General features: G+C 74.3%; 15 protein-coding genes and 3 pseudogenes. 9 read left to right on the plus strand and 9 right to left on the minus strand.

All coding sequences use genetic code 11. The features are described from left to right. The first annotated feature begins 482 nt into the window (after positions 1–482). Positions 483–2,356, plus strand: a pseudogene (gene asnB, locus KPL57_RS73640) (asparagine synthase (glutamine-hydrolyzing)). Between the two features lie 72 nt (positions 2,357–2,428). Continuing rightward, positions 2,429–3,259 carry a DUF427 domain-containing protein gene (locus KPL57_RS63820; protein ID WP_075333430.1) on the plus strand — a complete coding sequence of 277 codons (831 nt, stop codon included), beginning with the start codon at positions 2,429–2,431 and terminating at the stop codon, positions 3,257–3,259. Positions 3,260–3,338: 79 nt separating this feature from the next. On the opposite strand, the gene KPL57_RS63825 is transcribed toward KPL57_RS63820, so the two are convergent. Then, entirely contained in the window at positions 3,339–3,818 is a 480-nt protein-coding gene (locus KPL57_RS63825; protein WP_063718673.1) for a MarR family winged helix-turn-helix transcriptional regulator, read from the minus strand. 97 nt (positions 3,819–3,915) lie between these two features. Between KPL57_RS63825 and KPL57_RS63830 the strand changes: the two genes are divergently transcribed. Next, positions 3,916–5,031, plus strand: a complete 1,116-nt coding sequence (locus KPL57_RS63830) for a M20/M25/M40 family metallo-hydrolase (protein WP_226359283.1) — start codon at positions 3,916–3,918, stop codon at positions 5,029–5,031. Here the strand turns inward: KPL57_RS63830 and coaA are convergent. After that, on the minus strand, positions 5,003–5,932 hold the full coding sequence (gene coaA / locus KPL57_RS63835) for a type I pantothenate kinase (RefSeq protein ID WP_075311794.1): 930 nt from the start codon (positions 5,930–5,932) through the stop codon (positions 5,003–5,005). The genes KPL57_RS63830 and coaA overlap by 29 nt on opposite strands. Positions 5,933–6,269: 337 nt before the next feature. On the opposite strand from coaA, the gene KPL57_RS63840 reads away from it, so the two are divergent. From KPL57_RS63840 to KPL57_RS63850, 3 genes are all read left to right on the plus strand, one after another. Continuing rightward, entirely contained in the window at positions 6,270–7,643 is a 1,374-nt protein-coding gene (locus tag KPL57_RS63840; RefSeq protein ID WP_226359284.1) for a hemolysin family protein, read from the plus strand. Beyond that, a complete protein-coding gene (locus KPL57_RS63845; protein ID WP_226359285.1) occupies positions 7,640–8,701 on the plus strand; it encodes a hemolysin family protein in 1,062 nt (353 codons plus the stop codon). Before KPL57_RS63840 ends, KPL57_RS63845 begins: the two co-directional genes overlap by 4 nt. Before the next feature lie 87 nt (positions 8,702–8,788). Next, positions 8,789–9,787, plus strand: a complete 999-nt coding sequence (locus KPL57_RS63850) for a 3-methyladenine DNA glycosylase (protein ID WP_374203989.1) — start codon at positions 8,789–8,791, stop codon at positions 9,785–9,787. A gap of 4 nt (positions 9,788–9,791) precedes the next feature. On the opposite strand, the gene KPL57_RS63855 is transcribed toward KPL57_RS63850, so the two are convergent. From KPL57_RS63855 to KPL57_RS63870, 5 genes and pseudogenes are all read right to left on the minus strand, one after another. After that, entirely contained in the window at positions 9,792–9,989 is a 198-nt protein-coding gene (locus KPL57_RS63855; protein ID WP_226359286.1) for a hypothetical protein, read from the minus strand. Between the two features lie 152 nt (positions 9,990–10,141). After that, positions 10,142–10,999, minus strand: coding sequence for an NAD(P)-dependent oxidoreductase (locus KPL57_RS73645; protein ID WP_020623207.1), 858 nt, complete (start codon positions 10,997–10,999; stop codon positions 10,142–10,144). Between the two features lie 53 nt (positions 11,000–11,052). Beyond that, positions 11,053–11,523, minus strand: coding sequence for a hypothetical protein (locus KPL57_RS73650; protein WP_374203990.1), 471 nt, complete (start codon positions 11,521–11,523; stop codon positions 11,053–11,055). Between the two features lie 85 nt (positions 11,524–11,608). Next, a pseudogene (locus KPL57_RS73655) lies at positions 11,609–12,757 on the minus strand (P-loop domain-containing protein); the annotation flags it as partial. An 82-nt stretch (positions 12,758–12,839) separates the two neighbouring features. Further along, positions 12,840–13,517: a DUF4232 domain-containing protein gene (locus KPL57_RS63870; RefSeq protein WP_226359287.1), complete on the minus strand. Its 678-nt coding sequence runs from the start codon at positions 13,515–13,517 to the stop codon at positions 12,840–12,842. A gap of 77 nt (positions 13,518–13,594) precedes the next feature. Here KPL57_RS63870 and KPL57_RS63875 point away from each other — a divergent pair, with 77 nt between their 5' ends. Continuing rightward, positions 13,595–14,656, plus strand: coding sequence for a DUF368 domain-containing protein (locus KPL57_RS63875; RefSeq protein WP_226359288.1), 1,062 nt, complete (start codon positions 13,595–13,597; stop codon positions 14,654–14,656). Continuing rightward, a pseudogene (locus tag KPL57_RS63880) lies at positions 14,562–15,471 on the plus strand (IS5 family transposase); the annotation flags it as partial. The gene KPL57_RS63875 and the pseudogene KPL57_RS63880, both read left to right, overlap by 95 nt. A 1-nt stretch (position 15,472) precedes the next feature. Here KPL57_RS63880 and KPL57_RS63885 read toward each other — a convergent pair. Both KPL57_RS63885 and KPL57_RS63890 read right to left on the minus strand, forming a co-directional pair. Beyond that, positions 15,473–16,951, minus strand: a complete 1,479-nt coding sequence (locus KPL57_RS63885) for a CoA transferase (RefSeq protein WP_226359292.1) — start codon at positions 16,949–16,951, stop codon at positions 15,473–15,475. A 666-nt stretch (positions 16,952–17,617) separates the two neighbouring features. Continuing rightward, positions 17,618–18,757, minus strand: a complete 1,140-nt coding sequence (locus KPL57_RS63890) for an acyclic terpene utilization AtuA family protein (protein ID WP_226359289.1) — start codon at positions 18,755–18,757, stop codon at positions 17,618–17,620. Positions 18,758–18,838: 81 nt separating this feature from the next. Between KPL57_RS63890 and KPL57_RS63895 the strand changes: the two genes are divergently transcribed. Beyond that, positions 18,839–19,522, plus strand: coding sequence for a LysR family transcriptional regulator (locus KPL57_RS63895; protein ID WP_226359290.1), 684 nt, complete (start codon positions 18,839–18,841; stop codon positions 19,520–19,522). Positions 19,523–19,902 lie beyond the last annotated feature (380 nt).

The following is a 19,902-nucleotide window of genomic DNA, read 5'->3' on the forward strand; positions in this document are numbered from 1 at the left end:
CCCTCGTCGTCGAGGAGCATGAGCACGGGTAGGTGTAGCGGTCCACGGCGTCGTTCGTGCCGTACCCGTGGGACCACACCGACTCCATGGTGCGGCGGACCAGCAGCGTGATCTGCTTCTCCAGCGAGTGCAGCGGGTCCTGCGTCGCCGTGGCGACGCGCCGGTCGCCACGGTGGCGTCGTCGTCAATCGGGCCAATCGGACGTTCGGTCATGTTTCGCATGCTACACACGTTGCGGGCCGCAACATTGACGATCGCAATCACGTAAGCGGATCGAAAGGTTCGTGCGCCTTCACGCAACAGTGCTACTCCGAACGGGTGTGATCGGCGACGTGCGTCGCCGAAATCGCGGGACGAACCACCCAGCACCGGACAGAGCCCGCACCGTGTGTTTCGCCCGTGTTGCGTTACGCAATCATTAGCGTTGCAATCGATCCGCCGGACGACGTGGTCCGGGCACGAGATCGAGGAGGCGCTCAACCGTGTGCGGAATCTGCGGCTGGATCGACTACCGACACGACCTGGGGGCGGACGAGCACGCCCGCACCCTCGCGGCGATGAACGACACGATGTCCTGCCGCGGACCGGACCAGCAGGGTGTGTGGGCCCAGGGCCCCGCGGCGCTGTGCCACCGCAGGCTCGCGGTCATCGACATCGAGGGCGGCCGCCAGCCGATGACCCTCGACGAGGGCGGGGCACCCGCCCTGCACATGGTCTACTCCGGGGAGACCTACAACTTCCGTGAGCTGCGCGAGCAGCTCGCCGCGGCGGGGCACCGGTTCCGTACCTCCAGCGACACCGAGGTCGTGCTGCGGGCGCACCGCGAGTGGGGCGCGAAGGACCCGCGTGAGGTCGCCCGGCGGCTCAACGGCATGTTCGCCTACGCCCTGTGGGACTCCGGCACGAGCGAACTGGTGCTGGTGCGCGACCGGCTGGGCATCAAGCCGCTCTACTACTACCCCACCCCGCACGGGGTGCTGTTCGGCTCCGAGCCCAAGGCGATCCTGGCCAACCCCGAGGCCGAGCGGGTGGTCGACGCCGAGGGGCTGCGCCGAGCGCTGGCGTTCGTCTCCGACATGTCCAACGCGGTCTTCCGCGGCATGCGCGAGGTCCCGCCCGGCTGCGTCGTCCGGGTCTCCCGCGACGGCGGGATCCGCGAGGAGCGCTACTGGCAGCTCACCGACACCGGGCACACCGACGACGTCGACACCACCGTGCACCACGTCCGCGAGCTGCTGGAGGACACCGCGCAGCGCCAGCTCTACGCCGACGTGCCGCTCTGCACCCTGCTGTCGGGCGGTCTGGACTCCTCGGCGCTCACCGCGCTGGCCGCGAAGCACGTGGACGGCACCGTCCGGTCGTTCGCGGTGGACTTCGTGGGCTACGCCGACAACTTCGTCGCCGACGACGCCCGCAGCACCCCGGACACCCCTACGTGCACGAGGTCGCCGAGTACGTCGGCACCTCCCACCGCGACATCGTGCTGCGCACCGAGGACATGATGGACCCCGCCGTGCGCCGGGCCACGGTGCACGCCCGCGACCTGCCGGCCGGCATCGGCGACATGGACTCCTCGCTCTACCTGCTCTTCTCCGCGATCCGCAAGGAGTCCACGGTCGCGCTGTCCGGGGAGTCCGCCGACGAGGTCTTCGGCGGCTATCGCGACTTCCACGACCCGGAGACCGTCGCCGCGGACACCTTCCCGTGGCTCGCCGGGCGGATGATGAACCACGACCCCGCCGACCCCGGCCTGTTCGACGGCGCGCTGTGGGCCAAGCTCGACGTGCCCGGCTACGTCGAGGACCAGTACCGGACGGCACTGTCCGAGGTGCCCGAGCTGACCGGCCCGGCCGCCGACGACCCGCACGAGCGGCGGATGCGCGAGATCTGCTACCTGTACCTGACCCGCTGGCTGCCGGTGCTGCTCGACCGCAAGGACCGGATGAGCATGGCGGTCGGGCTCGAGGTGCGGGTGCCGTTCTGCGACCACCGCCTCGTCGAGTACGTCTTCGGCACCTCGTGGGCGCACAAGACCTTCGACGGCCGCGAGAAGTCGCTGCTGCGCCACGCCACCTCCGACCTGCTGCCGGAGTCGGTGGTGCAGCGGGTCAAGAGCCCGTACCCCTCCACCCAGGACGACGGCTACGAGAAGTCGCTGCGCGAGCAGGTCGCCGAGATCCTCTCGCACGGCGACGACGCCCCCGTCGCGCCGCTGGTGGACCGCGCGGCCGTCCGGCGACGGCTCGACGCCGGCGGCGGGCACGAGGCCAACTCGATGGGCCGCCGGATGCAGCTGGAGCGGATCATCGACCTCAACACCTGGATCGGCGACTACGACGTGCAGCTCTCGCTGTAGCCCGTGGCGGGTTCGCCCCGTGGGTGGTTGTGTGGGTACCGACCCGCACGACCACCCACGAGGTGAGGCCACATGGGACTGACCCGCACCGACGGCCCGCTGTCGTCCTCCGCGCCGACGACGGTGAACTACGCGATCGAGGGCCCGCCGCACAAGCTGCTGATGCACCCGTTCCCGAGGCGGGTGCGGGCGGAGTTCGCCGGGCGCACCGTGCTCGACACCCGTGGCGGGTTCCTGCTGCACGAGTCGAACCTGCTGCCCGTGCTCTACGTCCCCGAGGCCGATCTCGACCAGGACGTGCTGGTCGCGACCGACCACACCACGCACTGCCCGTTCAAGGGCGACGCGTCCTACCGCTCGCTGGTCGTCGGCGACCGCACCGCGGAGAACGCGGTCTGGCACTACCCGGAGCCCGTCGCGGCCGCGCCCTGGCTGCGCGGGCTCGCCGCGCTGTACTGGAACGCCGCCGACGCCTGGTACGACGAGGACGAGCAGGTCTTCGCGCACCTCACCGATCCCTACACCCGGGTCGACGTCCGTCCGACCCACCGCGAGGTCGTCGTCACCCACGTCGCGACCGACGGGGTGGAGACGGTCCTGGCCCGCTCGCGACGCCCGTGGGTACTGTCGGAGACCGGGCTGCCGAACCGCTGGTACCTCCCCGCCGCCGACCTCGCCGTCCCGACCTCGCCGAGCGACCTCCGGACACGCTGCCCCTACAAGGGCGAGGCGCACTACGAGCACGCCGACCTGCCCGGCGGGACCCGGCTGGCCGACGTGTTCTGGCACTACCCCGACCCGCTGCCCGAGTCCTCCCGCGTCGCGGGGCTGCGCGCCGTCGCGGGCGGCAGCCGCGACGACGGCTCCCGGGTCGTGGTCACCGTCGACGGCGCCGAGACCTGACCCCGGCCGGGTCGGTTGTCACCGGCGGTCGCCCCACCGGGGCAGTTCCGGTCGATCGCCGCACCAGGGTGCGGGCCGGTCAGTCGTCGGCGACGAGCAGGGCCTCCAGCGCGGGCAGCGCGGCCTCCAGCGCGGCGCGCTGAGCGGCGTCGAGCCGGTCGAGCCGGCGCGCGACCAGGGCGGTGCGCTGGCTGCGGATCTCGCGCAGCCGGGCCAGCCCGTCGGCGGAGACCGAGACGAGCACGCCGCGGGCGTCTCCCGGGTCCGCGGCACGCTCGACCATGCCCTGCTCGTCCAACGCGGAGAGCACCCGCGACATCGTCGGTGCGGTCACACCCTCACGGCGGGCCAGCTCCGACAGGCGCAGCGGGCCGTGCTGCTCGACGGTAACCAGGGTCGACAGCTGCAACGGCGGCAGCGACTCGGAGCCGTCGATGCGGATCCGGCGGTTCAGCCGTCCCACCGCCAGTCGCAGCCGGGAGGCCACCTCGTCGTCGCTCGTCTCGAAACGGCCGGTCACCACGGTGCCACCGGACTCGCCGCCCGATCCCTCACTCATCGCCCCATTCTGCCAAAGAAGTGCTGAGCAATGGCATCGGCCCTCGGCGGCGGCGGCGCAGCAGGGTCGTGGCAAGGGTCGTGGCAGGGTCGCGGGGATGGAGATCCCCGACCCCGTCGCGCTCGCCGGCTCGCTGATCGCCCTCGACACCCGGGGCGGCGGCGAGCGCGCGGCCGCCGACGCCCTCGCCGGCCTGCTCGACGACGGCGGATTCACCGTGCGGACCGAGCCCGACCCGGCCGACCCGGCGCGGGCGAACCTGGTGGCCCGCCGCGGCGACGGCCGCCCACCCGTCACCCTCACCGGGCACCTCGACACCGTCCCCGCCGACCCGGCCGGCTGGTCGTTCGACCCGCATGCCGGTGACGTCGTCGACGGCCGGCTGCGCGGGCGCGGCAGCACCGACATGAAGGCCGGGGTGGCCGCGCTCGTCGTCGCGGCACTGCGCAGCACCCCGGCGACCCCGCTGCAGCTGGTGTTCACCTTCGGCGAGGAGACCGGCGGCGACGGCGCCCGGCTGCTCACCGGCCTGGAGCCGTCGCCGCTGCTGGTGGTGGCCGAGCCGACCGCGAACCGGGTGCTGCACGGCCACAAGGGCGTGCTGTGGCTGCGGCTGGTGCAGCACGGGGTGAGCGCCCACGGGTCGCGCCCGGAGCTGGGCGACAACGCGCTCGTCGCGCTCGGGCGGGTCGCGGCGGCGCTGCACGACCACACCTGGCCCGTCAGCGCGACGCACGGCGCCGCCACCGCCAACCCCGGGACGCTGCACGCCGGACTGCAGCCCAACCTGGTGCCCGACCGCGCCGAGCTGGAGGTCGACCTGCGTCTGGTACCCGGCCTCGACGCCGCCGCGGCCCGCGACGAGGTGGCCGCGGTCGCCCGCGCCGCGCTCGCCGGGACGCCCCACCGCGGCGTCCCGCACGTCGAGGTGCGCCTGGACCTGCCCGCCGTCGGCACCGATCCGGCCGACCCGCGGGCAAGGGCGGCCGCCACCGCGCTCGGCCACGACGGACCGGCGGCGTTCGCGTCCTACTTCACCGACGCGTCGGTGCTGGTCCCCGCGCTCGGGGACCCGGCGGTGCTGGTGTACGGGCCCGGCGACCCCGAGCTGGCCCACGTCACCGACGAGACCTGCTCCGCGGCCCGGGTCGGCGAGGCGGCCGAGGCCCTCACCACGGCCCTGGTCAGAGCTTGCGCAGCCGCACCCGCGTGACGTCGTGGTTCGGGCCCTTGGTCAGCACCGCGCTGGCCCGCGAGCGGGTGGGCAGCACGTTCTGTTCCAGGTTGGGCTGGTTGATCGTCGCCCAGATGTGCTCGGCCCGTGCCACGGCCGCGTCGTGGTCGAGCTCGGCGTAGCGGCGGAAGAACGACTGCGGGTCCCGGAACGCGGTCTGGCGCAGCCGCAGGAAACGCTCCACGTACCAGCGGCGCACGTCGGCGGTGGCGGCGTCGACGTAGACGGAGAAGTCGATGAAGTCCGACACGGTCAGCGCGCCCGCGACCGCGGGCTGGAGCACGTTGAGCCCCTCGACGATGAGGATGTCGGGGCTGCGGACGACGAGCTGCTCGTCGGGGACGATGTCGTAGACCAGGTGTGAGTAGACCGGGGCGGTGACCTCGGGGCGGCCGCCCTTGATCTCGGAGACGAACCGCAGCAGCTTGCGGCGGTCGTAGGACTCCGGGAAGCCCTTGCGCTCCATCAGCCCGCGGGCCTGCAGCTCGGCGTTGGGGTAGAGGAACCCGTCGGTGGTGACCAGCTGCACGTCGGGGTGCTCCGGGGAGCGGGCGAGCAGCAGGCGCAGCAGCCGCGCGGTGGTCGACTTCCCGACCGCGACCGAACCCGCGATCCCGATCACGAACGGGGTCCGGGCCCCGCCCGAGCCCAGGAAGCGCCGGTAGGCCCGGTAGAGCCGACCGCCCTCCTCGACGTGCAGGTTCAGCAGCCGCGACAGCGGCAGGTAGACCTCGCGGACCTCGTCGAGGTCGACGAAGTCGCCGTAGCTGCGCAGCTGGTCGAGCTCCTGGGCCGACAGCGGCACCGTGGTCGAGGACGCGAGCTGCGACCAGGAGCGGCGGTCGAAGTCGACGAACGGTGAGGCGCTCCCCCGGGCCAGGCCCGAGCTGCGCCGGCCGCCGTACTGCGGGTGCGTCGCGGCCGCGGGGGACGCGCGCTCCGACGGGGGCGTCGGCTGCGGTGCGCTCACCGGTGCGCTGCGGTCGGGGCCCCGCTCACCGGCACCCGACCGCCGTCCGGGGAGCCCGGTGGCGCGGGGGACGGTGCGGAGGGCGACGTCGCCGTGGTCATGGCTGACCAACCTAGACCCCGGTCACGGCCGGGATCACCGTCGGGACGCCGTGACATCACTCGCAGCTGCCCGACTCGCAGCTCCCGTCGCGCGGTCCCGGCGCGGCCGCCGTATCGTCGTGCACCGTTTCTCCCCGATGGAGGCCATGAGCTCCGTGTCCGTCCTGCTCTCCGTCCTCGGGCTGCTCGCGGTCGCCGCGCTCACCCTGGGAACCGCCGTGTCCGTCGCCTCGGAGTTCTCCCTCACCGCGCTCGAACGCAGCCGCATCGACGCCGCCGTCGCCCGCCGGGACGACCGCCGCACCCGCGCGGTGCAGCGGGCGCACGCCGGGCTGTCGTTCCAGCTGTCGGGCTGCCAGCTCGGGATCACCGCCACCACCCTGGCCACCGGCTACATCGCCGAGCCCGCCGTCGCCGAGCTGATCCGGCCGGTCCTGGAGGCCGTCGATCTGCCCGCCGGGATCGCCTCGGGCACCGCGACCGTGCTGTCGCTCGTCCTGGCGACGGTGCTGTCGATGGTCTTCGGCGAGCTGGTCCCGAAGAACCTCGCGATCGCCCACCCGATGGAGGTGGCGCGCTCGGTGGTGTGGCTGCAGGCCGGGTTCGCCTCGGCGTTCCGCTGGCTCATCACCGGCCTGAACAGCGCGGCCAACGCCATCGTGCGCCGGCTCGGCATCGAACCGGCCGAGGAGCTGCGCTCGGCCCGCTCACCCGGCGAGCTGAGCTCGCTGGTGCGGGCCAGCGCCGAGAGCGGCAGCATCGACCCGGGCACCGCGGTGCTGCTGGAGCGCTCGCTGCGCTTCACCGACCGCGTCGCCGAGGACCTGATGACCCCGCGGGTGCGGGTGGAGACCATCGACGCCACCGACACCGTCACCGACCTGGTCGCGCTGGCCCGCCGCTCCGGGTTCTCCCGGTTCCCGGTCGTCGACGGCGACCCGGACGTCCCGCTGGGCCTGGTGCACGTCAAGCAGGCGTTCTCGGTGCCGCCGGCCCGCCGCGCCGACACCGCCGTGCGGGACCTGGCCCGGCCGGTCGAGACGGTGCCGTCGTCGCTGGACGGCGACGAACTGATGACCCGGCTGCGGGCGGCGGGACTGCAGACCGCCGTCGTCGTCGACGAGTACGGCGGCACCGCCGGTCTGGTGACCATGGAGGACCTGGTGGAGGAGATCCTCGGCGACGTCCGCGACGAGCACGACCGCGGCGAGCAGAACCGGGTGCGCCGCCTCGGCGACGGAGTCTGGGCGCTGTCCGGCCTGATGCGCGACGACGAGGTGGACGAGGTGACCGGGTTCCGGATGCCGCCCGGGGGTTACGAGACCCTCGCCGGGCTGGTCGTGGCCCGGCTGGGCCGGATCCCCGACGTCGGCGACACCGTCGAGGTCGACGGGTGGACGCTGGAGGTCCTGCGCCGCGACCGCAACCGGGTCGCCGAGATCCGTGTGCAGCGCAGCCCCGACCGCAGCCCGGACCACGGCGCCGACCGCACCGCCGGGCACGGGACGGTGCCGGCGTGAACGACCTGCTCGCACTGCTCGCCGCCGTCGCCCTGCTCGGGGTGAACGCCTTCTTCGTCGCCGCGGAGTTCGCGCTGATCTCCGGCCGCAAGGACCGCCTGGAGGCCATGGCCGACGCCGGGTCCGCCGGGGCGCAGCGGGTCCTCGACGCCTCGCACGACCTGTCCCGGATGCTCGCGGCCTCCCAGCTGGGCATCACCATCGCGTCGCTGCTGCTCGGCCGGCTCGGCGAGCCGGCCGTGGCGCACCTCATCGACGGGCCGCTCGAGGCGGTCGGGGTGCCGGAGTCGTTCGCCTACCCGGTCGCGTTCGCGGTGTCGCTGATGATCGTCGTCGTCGCGCACATGATGCTCGGCGAGATGGTGCCGAAGAACATCTCGATCGCGGGCCCGGAGCGCGCGGCGATCCTGCTGGTCCCCCCGTTCCTGGTGTGGACCCGGGTCACCCGCCCGTTCATCGACCTGTTCAACGCGATGGCCAACGCCACCCTGCGCCTGGTCGGGGTGACCCCGCGCGACGAGCTGGAGACCGCGTTCACCACCGGCGAGCTCGCCGAGATGCTGGGCGACTCGCGCCGTGAGGGCCTGCTCGACGACTCGGAGAGCTCGCGGATCGAACGGACCCTGTCCTCGGCGGAGGCGACCGTCTCCGACGTCGTCGTCGCGCTGGAGGACCTGGTGTGCCTCGACGCCGGCCCCGGCGGGACGACGACGGTCTCCGCGCTCACCGAGGCCGTCGAACGGACCGGGTACTCACGGTTCCCGATCCGCGGCGCGCAGGGCAGGCTGACCGGGTACCTGCACGTCAAGGACGTGCTGGATCTCGCCGACGCCGAGTCCGCGACGATCCCGCCGCAGCGGGTCCGCAGCGTGCCGTCGGTCCCGGCCTCGGCCCGCCTCGACGAGGCGCTCGCCACGCTGCGGGCCGCCAGGGCACACCTGGCCCGCGCCGTCGACGAGCACGACACCACCGTCGGCGTGGTCACCATGGAGGACCTCACCGAGGCGTTCGTGGGCAGCGTCCGCGACGCCACCCACGCCCCCGGCACCCCGGCCTGACCCGCGCGCGTCGTACCGTCGGACACCGTGCCGCCCCCGTCCGTGCCGACCTCACCCGGGCCGACCCCGCCTGTGTCGACCTCTCCTGTGTCGACCGCGTCCGGGCCGACCCCGCGCGTCTCGGCCCCCGGCGCCACCGTGCCCGTCCTCGACGGCGCGACCTGGCGGGCACGGGCGGCGGCCCACCGCGAGCGGGTCGCGGCCTGGACCGGGCCGCACCGCGAGCGGCGACGGCGCGGCGAGCCGCACCCGGTGTGGGACTTCCTGTTCACCTACTACTCCCACCGCCCCGCCCAGCTGGAGCGCTGGGACCCGGGCCCCGGCGTCGCGCGCGCCGACGCCGCGGAGCTCGCCGACCGCCCCGGCCACGTCACCCGGCCCGACGGCACGGTCCTGTTCGATCCCGCGGCGGCGCCGCAGCGGCTCCGGACGACCGCGACGTTCGTGCACCGGCTGCTGGTCGCGACCCGGTCCCGGCCGCCCCGGCTGGGCTGCTTCGGCCTGCACGAGTGGGCGATGGTCTACCGCACCGACGACGCCCGGCACCGCGACACGGTGCCGCTGCGTCTCGGGCGGGCGGGCACCGACGCCGTCGTCGAGTCGGCGCGGATCAGCTGCACCCACTACGACGCCTACCGGTTCTTCACCGACGCCGCGGCCCCGCGCAACGAGCTCGTGCCCACCCGCGAGCGGCAGGTCGAGATGGAGCAGCCGGGCTGCCTGCACGCGACGATGGACCTCTACAAGTGGGCCTACAAGCTCGCGCCGGCGGTACCGTCGGAGCTTGTCGCCGACTGCTTCGCCCTCGCCGCGGACGTCCGTGAGCTGGACATGCGCGCCTCCCCCTACGACCTGTCCGGCCACGGGTTCGACCCGGTGCGGATCGAGACACCCGCCGGACGCGCCGAGTACGCCCGCGCCCAGGCCGGGTTCAGCGAGCGCGCCGCGCCGCTGCGCGACGCGCTGGCCGACCTCGCGGGCCGGCTCGCCGGGAGCCCCGACCACCCGGCCGAGGGCCCCCTCAACGGCCCGCGCACGGACGACGGGGCCGCCGGGACGGTTCCCGGCGGCCCCGCGACCGCGTAGCGGCTCAGCCCGCGACGAGCTCGTCCAACACGCCGTTGCGCGCCGAGGCGACGAGGTCGGCGAACTGGTCGACGCTCATCTGCACGCGCTGGCCGAAGTCGTCGGTGACCACGATCCGCTTCTCCGGGACGGCCGCGTCGTCGACGAACAGCTCGGGGCATCCGCAGTTGCAGCTGCCGCAGAAGGTGGCGATGTGTCGCACTCGGGTGCTCCTCGTCGTCGGTCCGGGTGTCGCGGGCGGTGTGCCCGCGCCGTCGGGAGAGGTCGCCCGCGGGCTCCCGGCGGTTCCCGATGCCACCCGATGGGGTCAAGCGGTCACCCTCGGGAGCCGCGCGGGGATCACACCGGCAGGGCTCACACCGGCAGGTCGGCCGGGTCGGTGCCCTCGAGGAAGAAGTCGATGTCGTTGTGCTCGGAGTCGCCGTAGGGGGTGAGGTCGGTGACGCCGTGCGCGGCGAGCACCTCGTCGTCGATGAAGGTGTGCCCGGTGGGGCGCGCCGGATCGGTCAGGATCGCCAGGGCCGCGTCGGCCATGATCTCGGGGGTGCGGGCACGCCCGGCGACCTGGTCGCCGCCCAGCAGGTTCGTCACGGCCGCGGTCGCGATGGTGGTGCGCGGCCACAGGCAGTTGGCCCGGATGCCGTCGCCGGCGAACTCGTGCGCCCAGCCCAGGGTCAGCAGCGACATGCCGTACTTGGAGAGCATGTAGGGCGGGAACGCGCCGAGCCACTTCGGGTCGAGGTTGATCGGCGGGGACAGGGTGAGGACCTGCGCGTCGTCGGAGGCCTTGAGGTGGTCCAGCGCGGTCCGGGTCAGCAGGTAGGTGCCGCGCGAGTTTATCGACTGCATGAGGTCGTAGCGCTTGGGCGTGACGTCGGCGGTGCCGCTGATGTTCAGGGCGCTGGCGTTGTTGACGACGATGTCGACGCCGCCGAAGGTCTCGGCGGCGGTGGCGACGGCGCGTTCCACGTCCGCCTCGACCCGCACGTCCCCGACGACGGCGACGGCCTTGCCCCCGGCCTGCTCGATCTCGGCGACCGCGGTGTGCACGGTGCCGGGCAGGCGCGGATCGGGCTGGTCGGTCTTGGCCAGGATGACGGCGTTCGCGCCGCGGCGGGCGGCGGCGAGCAGGATCGCGAGGCCGATGCCGCGGCTGCCGCCGGACATGACGATGGTGCGGCCGTTCAGGTCCCGCTGGGCGGTCTCGGTCATGGGGTCCTCCGGTGACGGTGCGTCGGTGCACGTGCTCGGAGGCACTCTAACAGTCAGCCCTGACCGTTTCTGTGGAGGTGCGTCACACGTGCGGGTCGCAACCGGTTCAGCGCGGCCGCGACCTCGTGCCGTCGCGGCACCGCGACGTCCACCGGCGCGCCCCGGGTGATCGCGTCGGTCCCGCCGCGCCGCAGCGCCTCCTCCAGCCGCTCCAACGCCTCGGCGAGGGTGACCCCACGCAGGTCGAGGGCGGCCAGGGCGTACCCGACGCCGGTGGTCTGGCCGGGGTCGGCGAGCTGGGCCAGCGCGGACAGGTCGATGTCGTCGGCGCCCAAGGTGAGACGGCCGCGGCCGCGGGCGGTGATCCTGCGCCGCCCGCGCACCGAGGCGTCCACGCTGCGGGGGTCGAACTCGCGGCGGGCGAACGCCGGGAACGCGGTGTCGGTCGCCTCGTCGCCCAGTCCGGCGATCTCCCGGGCCCGGCCGGTGACCTCGGAGGCGACGTAGTCCTGCAGCAGGATCACGGTGTCGGCGCGGTCGAGGTACTCCCCCCGAGCCGCCCATGACGAGCACGGTGGACACCCCGTGCCCGCGGTGCAGCGGCCGGACCCGCTCGGCGAACGGGACCAGCGGCTCGGCCGGGATCAGCGCGCGCATCCGGTCGTCGCGGATCATGGCGTTGGTGGCTGCGGTGTCCTCGTCGATCAGCAGCACGCCGGCGCCGGCCTCCAGCGCCTCCACCGTGGCGGCGGCCTGCGAGGTCGAGCCGGACGCCGACTCCGTGGAGAAGTCGTCGGTGGGGTTCCCGGACGGGAGGCCGGTGACGAAGGCCGACACGTCGACGCGCTGCACCGAGCGCTCGTCCTCGGCGCGCACCGACACCGCGTCGGCGCGGGCGACGACGAGCTCGCGCCCGTCGCCGGGGACGTGGTCGTACACGCCGTTCTCCAGCGCACGCAGCAGCGTGGACTTGCCGTGGTAGCCGCCGCCGACGATCAGCGTGACGCCCTCGGGGACGCCCATGCCGGTCACCGTGCCGCGGTGCGGGACCTCCAGGCTCACGCGCAGCTCCGGCGGGGAGACGAACGGCACCCCGCCCACCAGCGGCCGGTCGTCGACGCCGGAGGCCCGCGGCAGCACCGCGCCGTCGGCGACGAACCCGACCAGGCCGCGACCGGCCAGCGCGTCGCGCAGGGCACCGGCGTCGACGACGGTCTCCACGAACTCCTCGGCGGCGGCGGTGTCGGCGGTCTCCCAGCGCAGCGCCCCCAGCACCGCGCGCGGCAGCGCGACCGTGACCTCCGCGGCCGCTGCCCGGCCGTCGATCCGCCGACCCCGGCCGGGCAACGGCACCGACACCTCGGCGACGACCGTCCCGTCGGGCCGGATGCGGACCGCGCTGTGGTCGAGCACCTCCTGGCCACCCGCGTCGATCCGCACGGTGCTGCGCTCCAGGGCGCGGCGCAGGGCGCGGGCCAGGAACCCGGCGAGGGCACGCGCCCGCACGGGTCCGTCGTACAGGCCGGGCGGCAGCCCGGCGGCCCGGGCGGGCACGGTCACCCGCAGCCGCGACGGCGGCGCGAACGGGTCGGCCTGCACCGTCCGGATCTCGAGGTCGTAGCCGTGCTCCCCCGTCCAGACGCCGGTGAGGTCCTTGTAGGAGCGGTAGGACGCTCCGTCGAGGTCGTGGAGCCGGTGGCCGAGAGCTGCGACGTCGCCGCGTCGTCGGGGCGTGGCCGAGCGCTCGTGCGGGGTCATGCGGGGTCGTCTCCTCCACGTCGTGGCGACCGCCCGTGGCCCCGCGGGGCCCGGTCCGCGGCGGACCGGGCCCGGACGCGGATCAGCGAGCGGTGAACGCCTGGATCACCAGCTGGTCCCCGGGCGGGGTGGCGGCGCAGCCGGTGCCCTCCATCGGGACGAACAGCGAGTCGGTCTCGCCGGGCGGGTAGACGCGCAGTCCGCGCACCGCCGTCGGGCGGCAGGCGGCCTCGTCGAAGTTGCGCACGTTCACCACCCGCAGTGTCGCACCGGCGCTTCCGCCCGGGGCGAGCCGGACCGGGTCGCCGTGCCCACCCTGCATCGCGGCGGCCGGGCCGATCTGGTGGCCGTCGTCGCCGCCGACGTAGGACACGCCCGGGAAGCCGCGCAGGTAGCAGGTGCGGCCACTCTGGTTGCGCAGCGTCAGCGTCACGTACGACGAGCCCGCGGCTCCGCCGCCCGGGTCGGCCGCGACCGAGCCGGCCAGCTCGGAGGTGTGGCAGCGCTCGTCGCCGCCCGCCTCGGTCCCCCCGGTTCCGGTGTGCGCGCCGCCGGCACCGGCACCGCCCCCGGTGTTCCCGGCGTCGGACACCGGGGTGCTCGTGGTCGGTGCGGCGTTGCTCGGCGTTGTGGCGGTGCCGCCGGAGCCGGCGGCGGTCGGCCAGTCGCCGCCGCCGCTCCCGCAGCCGGCCAGCACCGCCCCGCAGGCGGCGATGGTCACGGCCCAGCGGGCGGTGCGGTGCAGGACGTACCCGTCCATGTCAGTCCCCCGATCGTCATGGTGCGTACGTCTCCTCGGACGTATCGGCACGCAACCGGTTGCCCCGATCCTTGGTGATGCGAACGAGAGTTCACCCGTCCGCCACCGTTCGTCGCCCGGTCGGTACCGTCCTGGCCCGTGTTGTCGTGTATGTCCGTTGTTCATCTGGCCCGTGGGGCCGCGATCGGCGTGGTCGAGACCATCCCGGGGTCAGCGGCGGGACCATGGCGCTGGTCGTCGGGATCTACGAACGCCTGATCGCCCAGGGCGCGCACCTCGTCGGCGCGGCCCGGGCGTTGCTGCCGGGCGCGGCGGGCGGTGACGTGACGCCCCGCGAGGAGCTGCGACGGCTGGACCGGGGCCTGCTGGTGCCCGTGGCGCTGGGCATGGTGCTGGCGGTGCTGGCGGCGTCGCAGGTCCTCCCGGGGCTGATCGAGGACCACCCCGTCGGCGCCCGGGCGGTGTTCCTGGGGATGGTCGCCGCGTCGGTGGTGGTCCCGCTGCGGATCACCGGGCGGCTGCGCGGGCTGCGCGAGTGGGCGCTGGTCGTCGTCGCGTTCGCGGCGACGTTCGCCGTCAGTGGGCTCCCCCCGGTCGTCGGGGACGGCCGCCCGCCGATGCTCCTGGTCGGGCTGGCCGCGGCGGTCGCGGTGTGCGCGCTGGTGCTGCCGGGGTTCTCCGGCTCGTTCCTGCTGCTGGTGTTCGGGCTCTACGAGCCGACCCTGCGTGCGGTGCGCGACCTGGACCTGGCCTACATCGCGGTGTTCGGGCTCGGCGCCGTGGTCGGGCTCGTGAGCTTCGTGTCGGCGCTGACCTGGCTGCTGGAGCACCACCGCCGCACCCTCATGGTGATCATGACCGGCGTGCTGCTGGGGGCGCTGCGGGCGCTGTGGCCCTGGCAGGACGACGCCCGCGGTGTGCTGGCGCCCGACCCGGGCTGGTGGTGGATGCTGCTCCCGGCCGCGGCGGGTGCCGCGCTCGTCCTGACGATCATGGCCGTCGAGCGGCGGGTCGGCGGGCCCCGGCCTCAGAGCGTGTTTGGAAATGGTGGGTGTGTCGGGATGGTCGACACGGCTGGGGTGCTCCATCGTGGTCGGCATGCAGGAACGACCGCGCCGGTACCCCTCGGACACCAGTGATGCCCAGTGGGTGGTGATCGAGCCGTTGTTACCGCCGCTCGCGCGGCGGGGGCGGCCTGTTGCTCATGCTCGTCGGGACGTGCTGGACGCGATCTTGTATGTCGTGCGGACCGGGTGTGCCTGGCGGGCGTTGCCGGTGGACTTCCCGCCCTGGCAGACCGTCTACTGGTACTTCAACCAGTGGGAACAGCAGAAGGTCACCGAGAAGATCCTCCCGGTCGTGCGGGGGCAGTTACGTATCGCCGAGGGCCGTGATCCGGAGCCGAGTGCGGGGATCATCGATTCCCAGTCGGTCAAGGGCGCCGACACCGTCGGCCAGGACTCCCGCGGCTACGACGCCGGGAAGAAGACAGGCGGACGGAAACGGTTCATCGTGACCGACACCCTCGGTCTGCTGCTGACCACGATGGTGTGCTCGGCCTCGGTACAGGACCGCGACGGCGCCAAGCCGATCCTGCTCAACCTCTACCTGCGCACCAGGGTGCGGTTCGTCTACGCCGACGCCGGCTCCGCCGGGCGACTGCTCGACTGGGCCGCCACGATCCTGCAGACAACGATCGAGATCATCCGCAAGCCACCCGAGCAGCGCGGATTCACCGTCCTCCCACGAAGGTGGGTGGTCGAACGGACCCTGGCCTGGCTCACCGCACACCGACGCCTGGCCCGAGACTACGAACGCCACCCCACCACATCCGAAGCCATGATCCGCTGGGCCGCGATCAACACCATCACCCGCCGCATCGCCCGTGGATACCCCGCCACCCGCCAGCAGAAACACACGACACCCTCAACCCACTAGAATTTCCAAACACGCTCTCAGCGGGGCAGCCACTCCGGACGCCCGGAGCCGCGCGGGACGAGCACCGTGCGGTACTCCCCCGGCGTCGCGCTCATCGTGACCTGGTCGGTCACCCCCTGGTAGTGCCCGAGCGGGGTCTGCGCGGTGAACGTCTCCGGGGCGGGGTAGGCGTGCCGCTCCCCGGTGCCCGCGACCTCGCGGGCGTAGCCGAGGTCGAGCACCCCGAGCTCCAGCATCCAGAGCGCGGCCCGGGCCAACGACACCTCCACCGCCCAGGACCCGCCCTCCACCGCGCGGCGGCGCAGGGCAGCGGCGATCCCGGCGGCGGTCAGCCAGGACACGATGTAGTCGTTGACGACCAGGATCGGCGAGAGCCGGGGCGTCACCGTCGGGTCGGTGGCCGAGCCGCCCTCCAGGGTCATCATCCCGACCAGGGTGCCCGCGGACTGGTCGAACCCGACGCGGTGCGCCCACGGTCCGACCGGCCCGTGCAGGGTGTTCGTCGCGTGCACGATGCCCGGCCGCACCGCGGCGGCCTCCTCGGCGGACAGCCCGAGCCGGGCCAGGTAGCCGGGGCGGCGGTTGGCGTAGAAGACGTCGGTCTCGGCGAGCAGCCCGCGCAGCAGCGCGGCGCCGTCGGCGGCGTGCGGGTCCACCGTGGCGGACCGGACGCCGACGTTCGCGGTGACGTAGGTGCTGTCGTGCTCGAACTCCGTGGGGCGCCAGATGTTCAGCACGTCCGCGCCGTGCAGGGCCAGCGCCCGCCCGGTCCCGGCACCCGCGATGACGTGGCCCATCCCGAGCGCGCGCAGCCCGTCCAGCGGGAGGTCGGCGCGGCGGCGCTGCGGGAACGGCTCGGGCGGCGCGTCGCCGATGCGGCGCAGGGTGATCGGCGGGGTGCCGGCCAGCGCGGCGTGCTGCTCGGTCGCGAGCCACTCGCCGGGGGTACGGGCCATCGGCATGACGATGCCGACATCGCTCGCGGCCTCCTCCAGCTCGGCGGCGTCCCACCGGGCGATCGCGTCGGCGACGCCGCTCTCCGGGGCCCCGAGGAAGGTCTCGGCCCGGGCCCGCAGCGCGGGGTAGGGATTGAGCGGCATCACCCAGCGGTCGTCGCGGGTGCGGTGGAACGAGAACCCCAGCGCCTGCGAGGTGATCGCCGGGCTGGCGGCCGGGTACCCGTTCACCAGCTCCCAGCGGCGGTCGTAGAACGGGCAGAGGCGGTGCGGGGCGCGCCGGACGTCGACGGTCACGTCCTGACCGTCGCCGCCGCGGTCGCGGTGCACCGCGGCCATCCCGACCGACTTCGCGGCGAGCGCGACGGCCGCACCGCCCCCGAGGCGCAGCGCGCTGGGCACGACCGGGTCGGCACCGACGAACGCGACCCGCCCCCCGGCGGCGGCGCCGCTCATCCCGACGCAGCCCAGCAGCCCGTCGAGCGCGGCGCCGGGGTCGAAGGCGTCGTCGGTCGCGGGGGACGCGACGTTCGCGAGGATGCGCTCGGCAGTGGCGTCACCGGCAGTGGCGTCACCGGCAGTGGCAGCGGCGGGGTGGTCATGCGGTGGGTCCTCCCACGTACTTGGCCCGCAGGTACTCACCCACGGACTTGCCGATCTGGTCCACGCGCAGGTTGGCCGAGCCGCCCGAGCCGAGCAGCCCGACGAGCACCAGGTGCACCGCGCGCAGGTGCGGGAACTCGTGCCGGACGATGCGGCCCTCGGCCTCGGGGAGCAACGCGGCCGCCCGCTCGGTGGTCAGCGTGGCACGCAGCCAGTCCCAGTGCGCGGGGTCGCGGCACCAGACGCCCACGTTGGCGTTGCCGCCCTTGTCCCCGGCCCGCGCCCAGGTGTACTCGCCCAGCTCGACGGGCGGGCCGGTCGGCGCGGGCAGGTCCGGCTCCGGGTGCACCGGCTGTGCGGTCTCGTCGGGGGTCGCGGTCCGCGAGGCGCGCGGGACCTCGACCCGGCTGCCGTCGTCGAGGACGGCGTGGTGGTCGAGCAGCGCGGACTCCAGCAGCGCCGGCCAGTACTCGATCCGCGGCCACGGCTGCGACGCCCGCGGCGCGTGCCCGTCGTGGTGGAACCCGGGGAAGCCCTGCAGGTACAGCGACCCGACGGCCGGGGAGAACCGGAGCAGCGGCTCCTTCTCGCGGGCGGTCGCGATCACCCGGATCGGGACGGTCGCCGCCCACTGGGTCGGCGGGTCGACCGCCGCGACACCGAGCGGGGTGACCTCCAGAGTGTCGACGTGGCCCTCCAGCGCCGCGCGCAGCTGGTTGCGCAGCAGCTCCACCTTGCCCTCGACGTCGGGAGCGGTGCAGAACAGCATCGTGGAGATCTCGTAGCCGATGGGGCGAACACCGCGACCTTCGCCGTGGGCGGCGGCGGGGACCCGGTGACCGGACCGATCGCGACCCGGTCCGGTCCCTCCTGGCTCAGCCGCACGGTGTCCAGGTGCACGGTGACGTCCGGGTTCAGGTAGCGCGGGCCCTGGATCTCGTAGAGCAGCTGCGCGGTGACGGTGTCGACGGTGACCGTGCCGCCGTCGCGGGCGTGCTTGGTGATCACCGAGGAGCCGTCGGCGGCGACCTCGGCGATCGGGAACCCGGGGCGCAGCATGCCGGGCACCGAGCGGAAACCGGAGAAGTTGCCGCCGGTGGCGTGCGCGCCGCACTCGATGACGTGCCCGGCGGTCACCGCCCCGGCCAGCGCGTCGACGTCGTCGGGGCCCCAGCCCTGCCACCAGGCCGCCGGCCCCGCGGTCAGCGAGGCGTCGGTGACCCGCCCGGTCACGACGACGTCGGCGCCGGCGGCCAGCGCGGCGGCGATCCCGAACCCGCCGAGGTAGGCGTTCGCGGTGATCGGGGCGAACCCCCAGTCCTTGAGCGGGGCCCCGGTGTCGAGGTGCTCGAGCCCGTGGCCGTCGGCGTGGAAGTCGGCCAGCCGGTCGAACACCCCGTCCCCGGCGACGTGGGCGACCCGCAGCGACAGCCCGGCCGCCGCGATCCGGTCGCGCAGCTCCTGCGCCATCCCGGCCGGGTCGAACCCGCCGGCGTTGGTGACGACCCGGACCCCGCGGCGGGCGATCTCGGGCAGGTGCGGGGTGAGCTGGTCGAGGGCGTAGGCGACGTAGCCGGGGCCGCCGCGCCCGGCCGCGGCGGCGAGGGCGGCGAGGGTGATCTCGGCGAGGTAGTCGCCCATCAGGACGTCGACCGGGTCCCCGGCCATCGCCTCGTCGACGGCCGTGTACCGGTCGCCGAGGTAGCCGGACACGTTCGCGATACGCACGGGACGGGAGGCCATGCCGGTCACGGTAGGCCGCCGGTCAGGGGCGCGACCAGGACCGATGACCGCACCTGGGCGTGACCTCTAGGGTCACGCCCCGTGGAGCTGTTCCATCTGCGCTACTTCCTCGCCGTCGCCGACGAGCTGAACCTGACGCGGGCGGCGGCCCGGCTGCACCTGGCCGCGTCGCCGTTGTCGCGACGGGTCCGCGACCTGGAGCGGGAGCTCGGCGCGCCGCTGTTCACCCGGTCCGCGCGCGGGATGGCGCTGACCGCGGCCGGGCGGGCACTGCTGCCGCGGGCCCGGGACATCGTCGCCCGGGTCGAGGCGCTGCCCGGCGCGCTCGCCGCCGCCGACGGGCACCCGGTCGTCGTGGTGGGGATGGCCCCGGACGTGACGGCGGCGGTCCGCGACGGCTTCCTGGAGCGTCTGCGGGCCGCGCGCCCGGAGCTGGCGGTGCGGATCCGCCCCGGCACCTCTGCGGAGCTGGCCCGCGCGGTCGCCCGGCGCGAGCTGGACCTGGCCTTCGTCCACGGCGCCGTCGACGACCCCGGGCTGAGCGCACGACGGGTGGAGACCCGGCCGGCCGCCGTCGCCGTCGGGCACGGGCGGGGTTTCGACGACCGGACCGAGGTCGCCCTGGAGGAGCTGGCGGACCTGCCGTACGTGTCCATCCGCTACGACGCCGCCCCGTCGGTCTACCGGGCCACCGGGGAGCTACTGGCCCGCCACGGGGTGCACCGGCGAATCGAACTCGACACCCCACAAACCCCGGCGACCTGACCACGTCGTCGCCTCCGGGGAGGCGTTCACACTGGTCGGACTGGGGTCGGGGGCGACGCCACAAGGCGTTCGTCGGGAGCCCGTGCACGTGCTCCGGTGACCGGGGCGCAGGTGCGCCTGGGCACCGACGCGGTGTGGCGCACCGACCGGGCCGCCGACCCCGGCGACGTCGTCGGACTGCTGGCGGCCGCCGCGGGACGCCGACGGGGCCCGTGGCGTGACGCCACGGGCCCCGCTGCGGTGCGGTCGGATCAGACGCGGGCCGGGGCCCGGTCTCGGGTCCCGAACCCGGCCTCGATCTCGTCGAGGGTCTGGTGCGCGGTCTCCCGGGCCGACCAGGCCGCCGCCGCCGCGACCAGACAGATGACGCCGCCGAAGAC

This window comes from Pseudonocardia sp. ICBG601 (genome assembly GCF_020496245.1).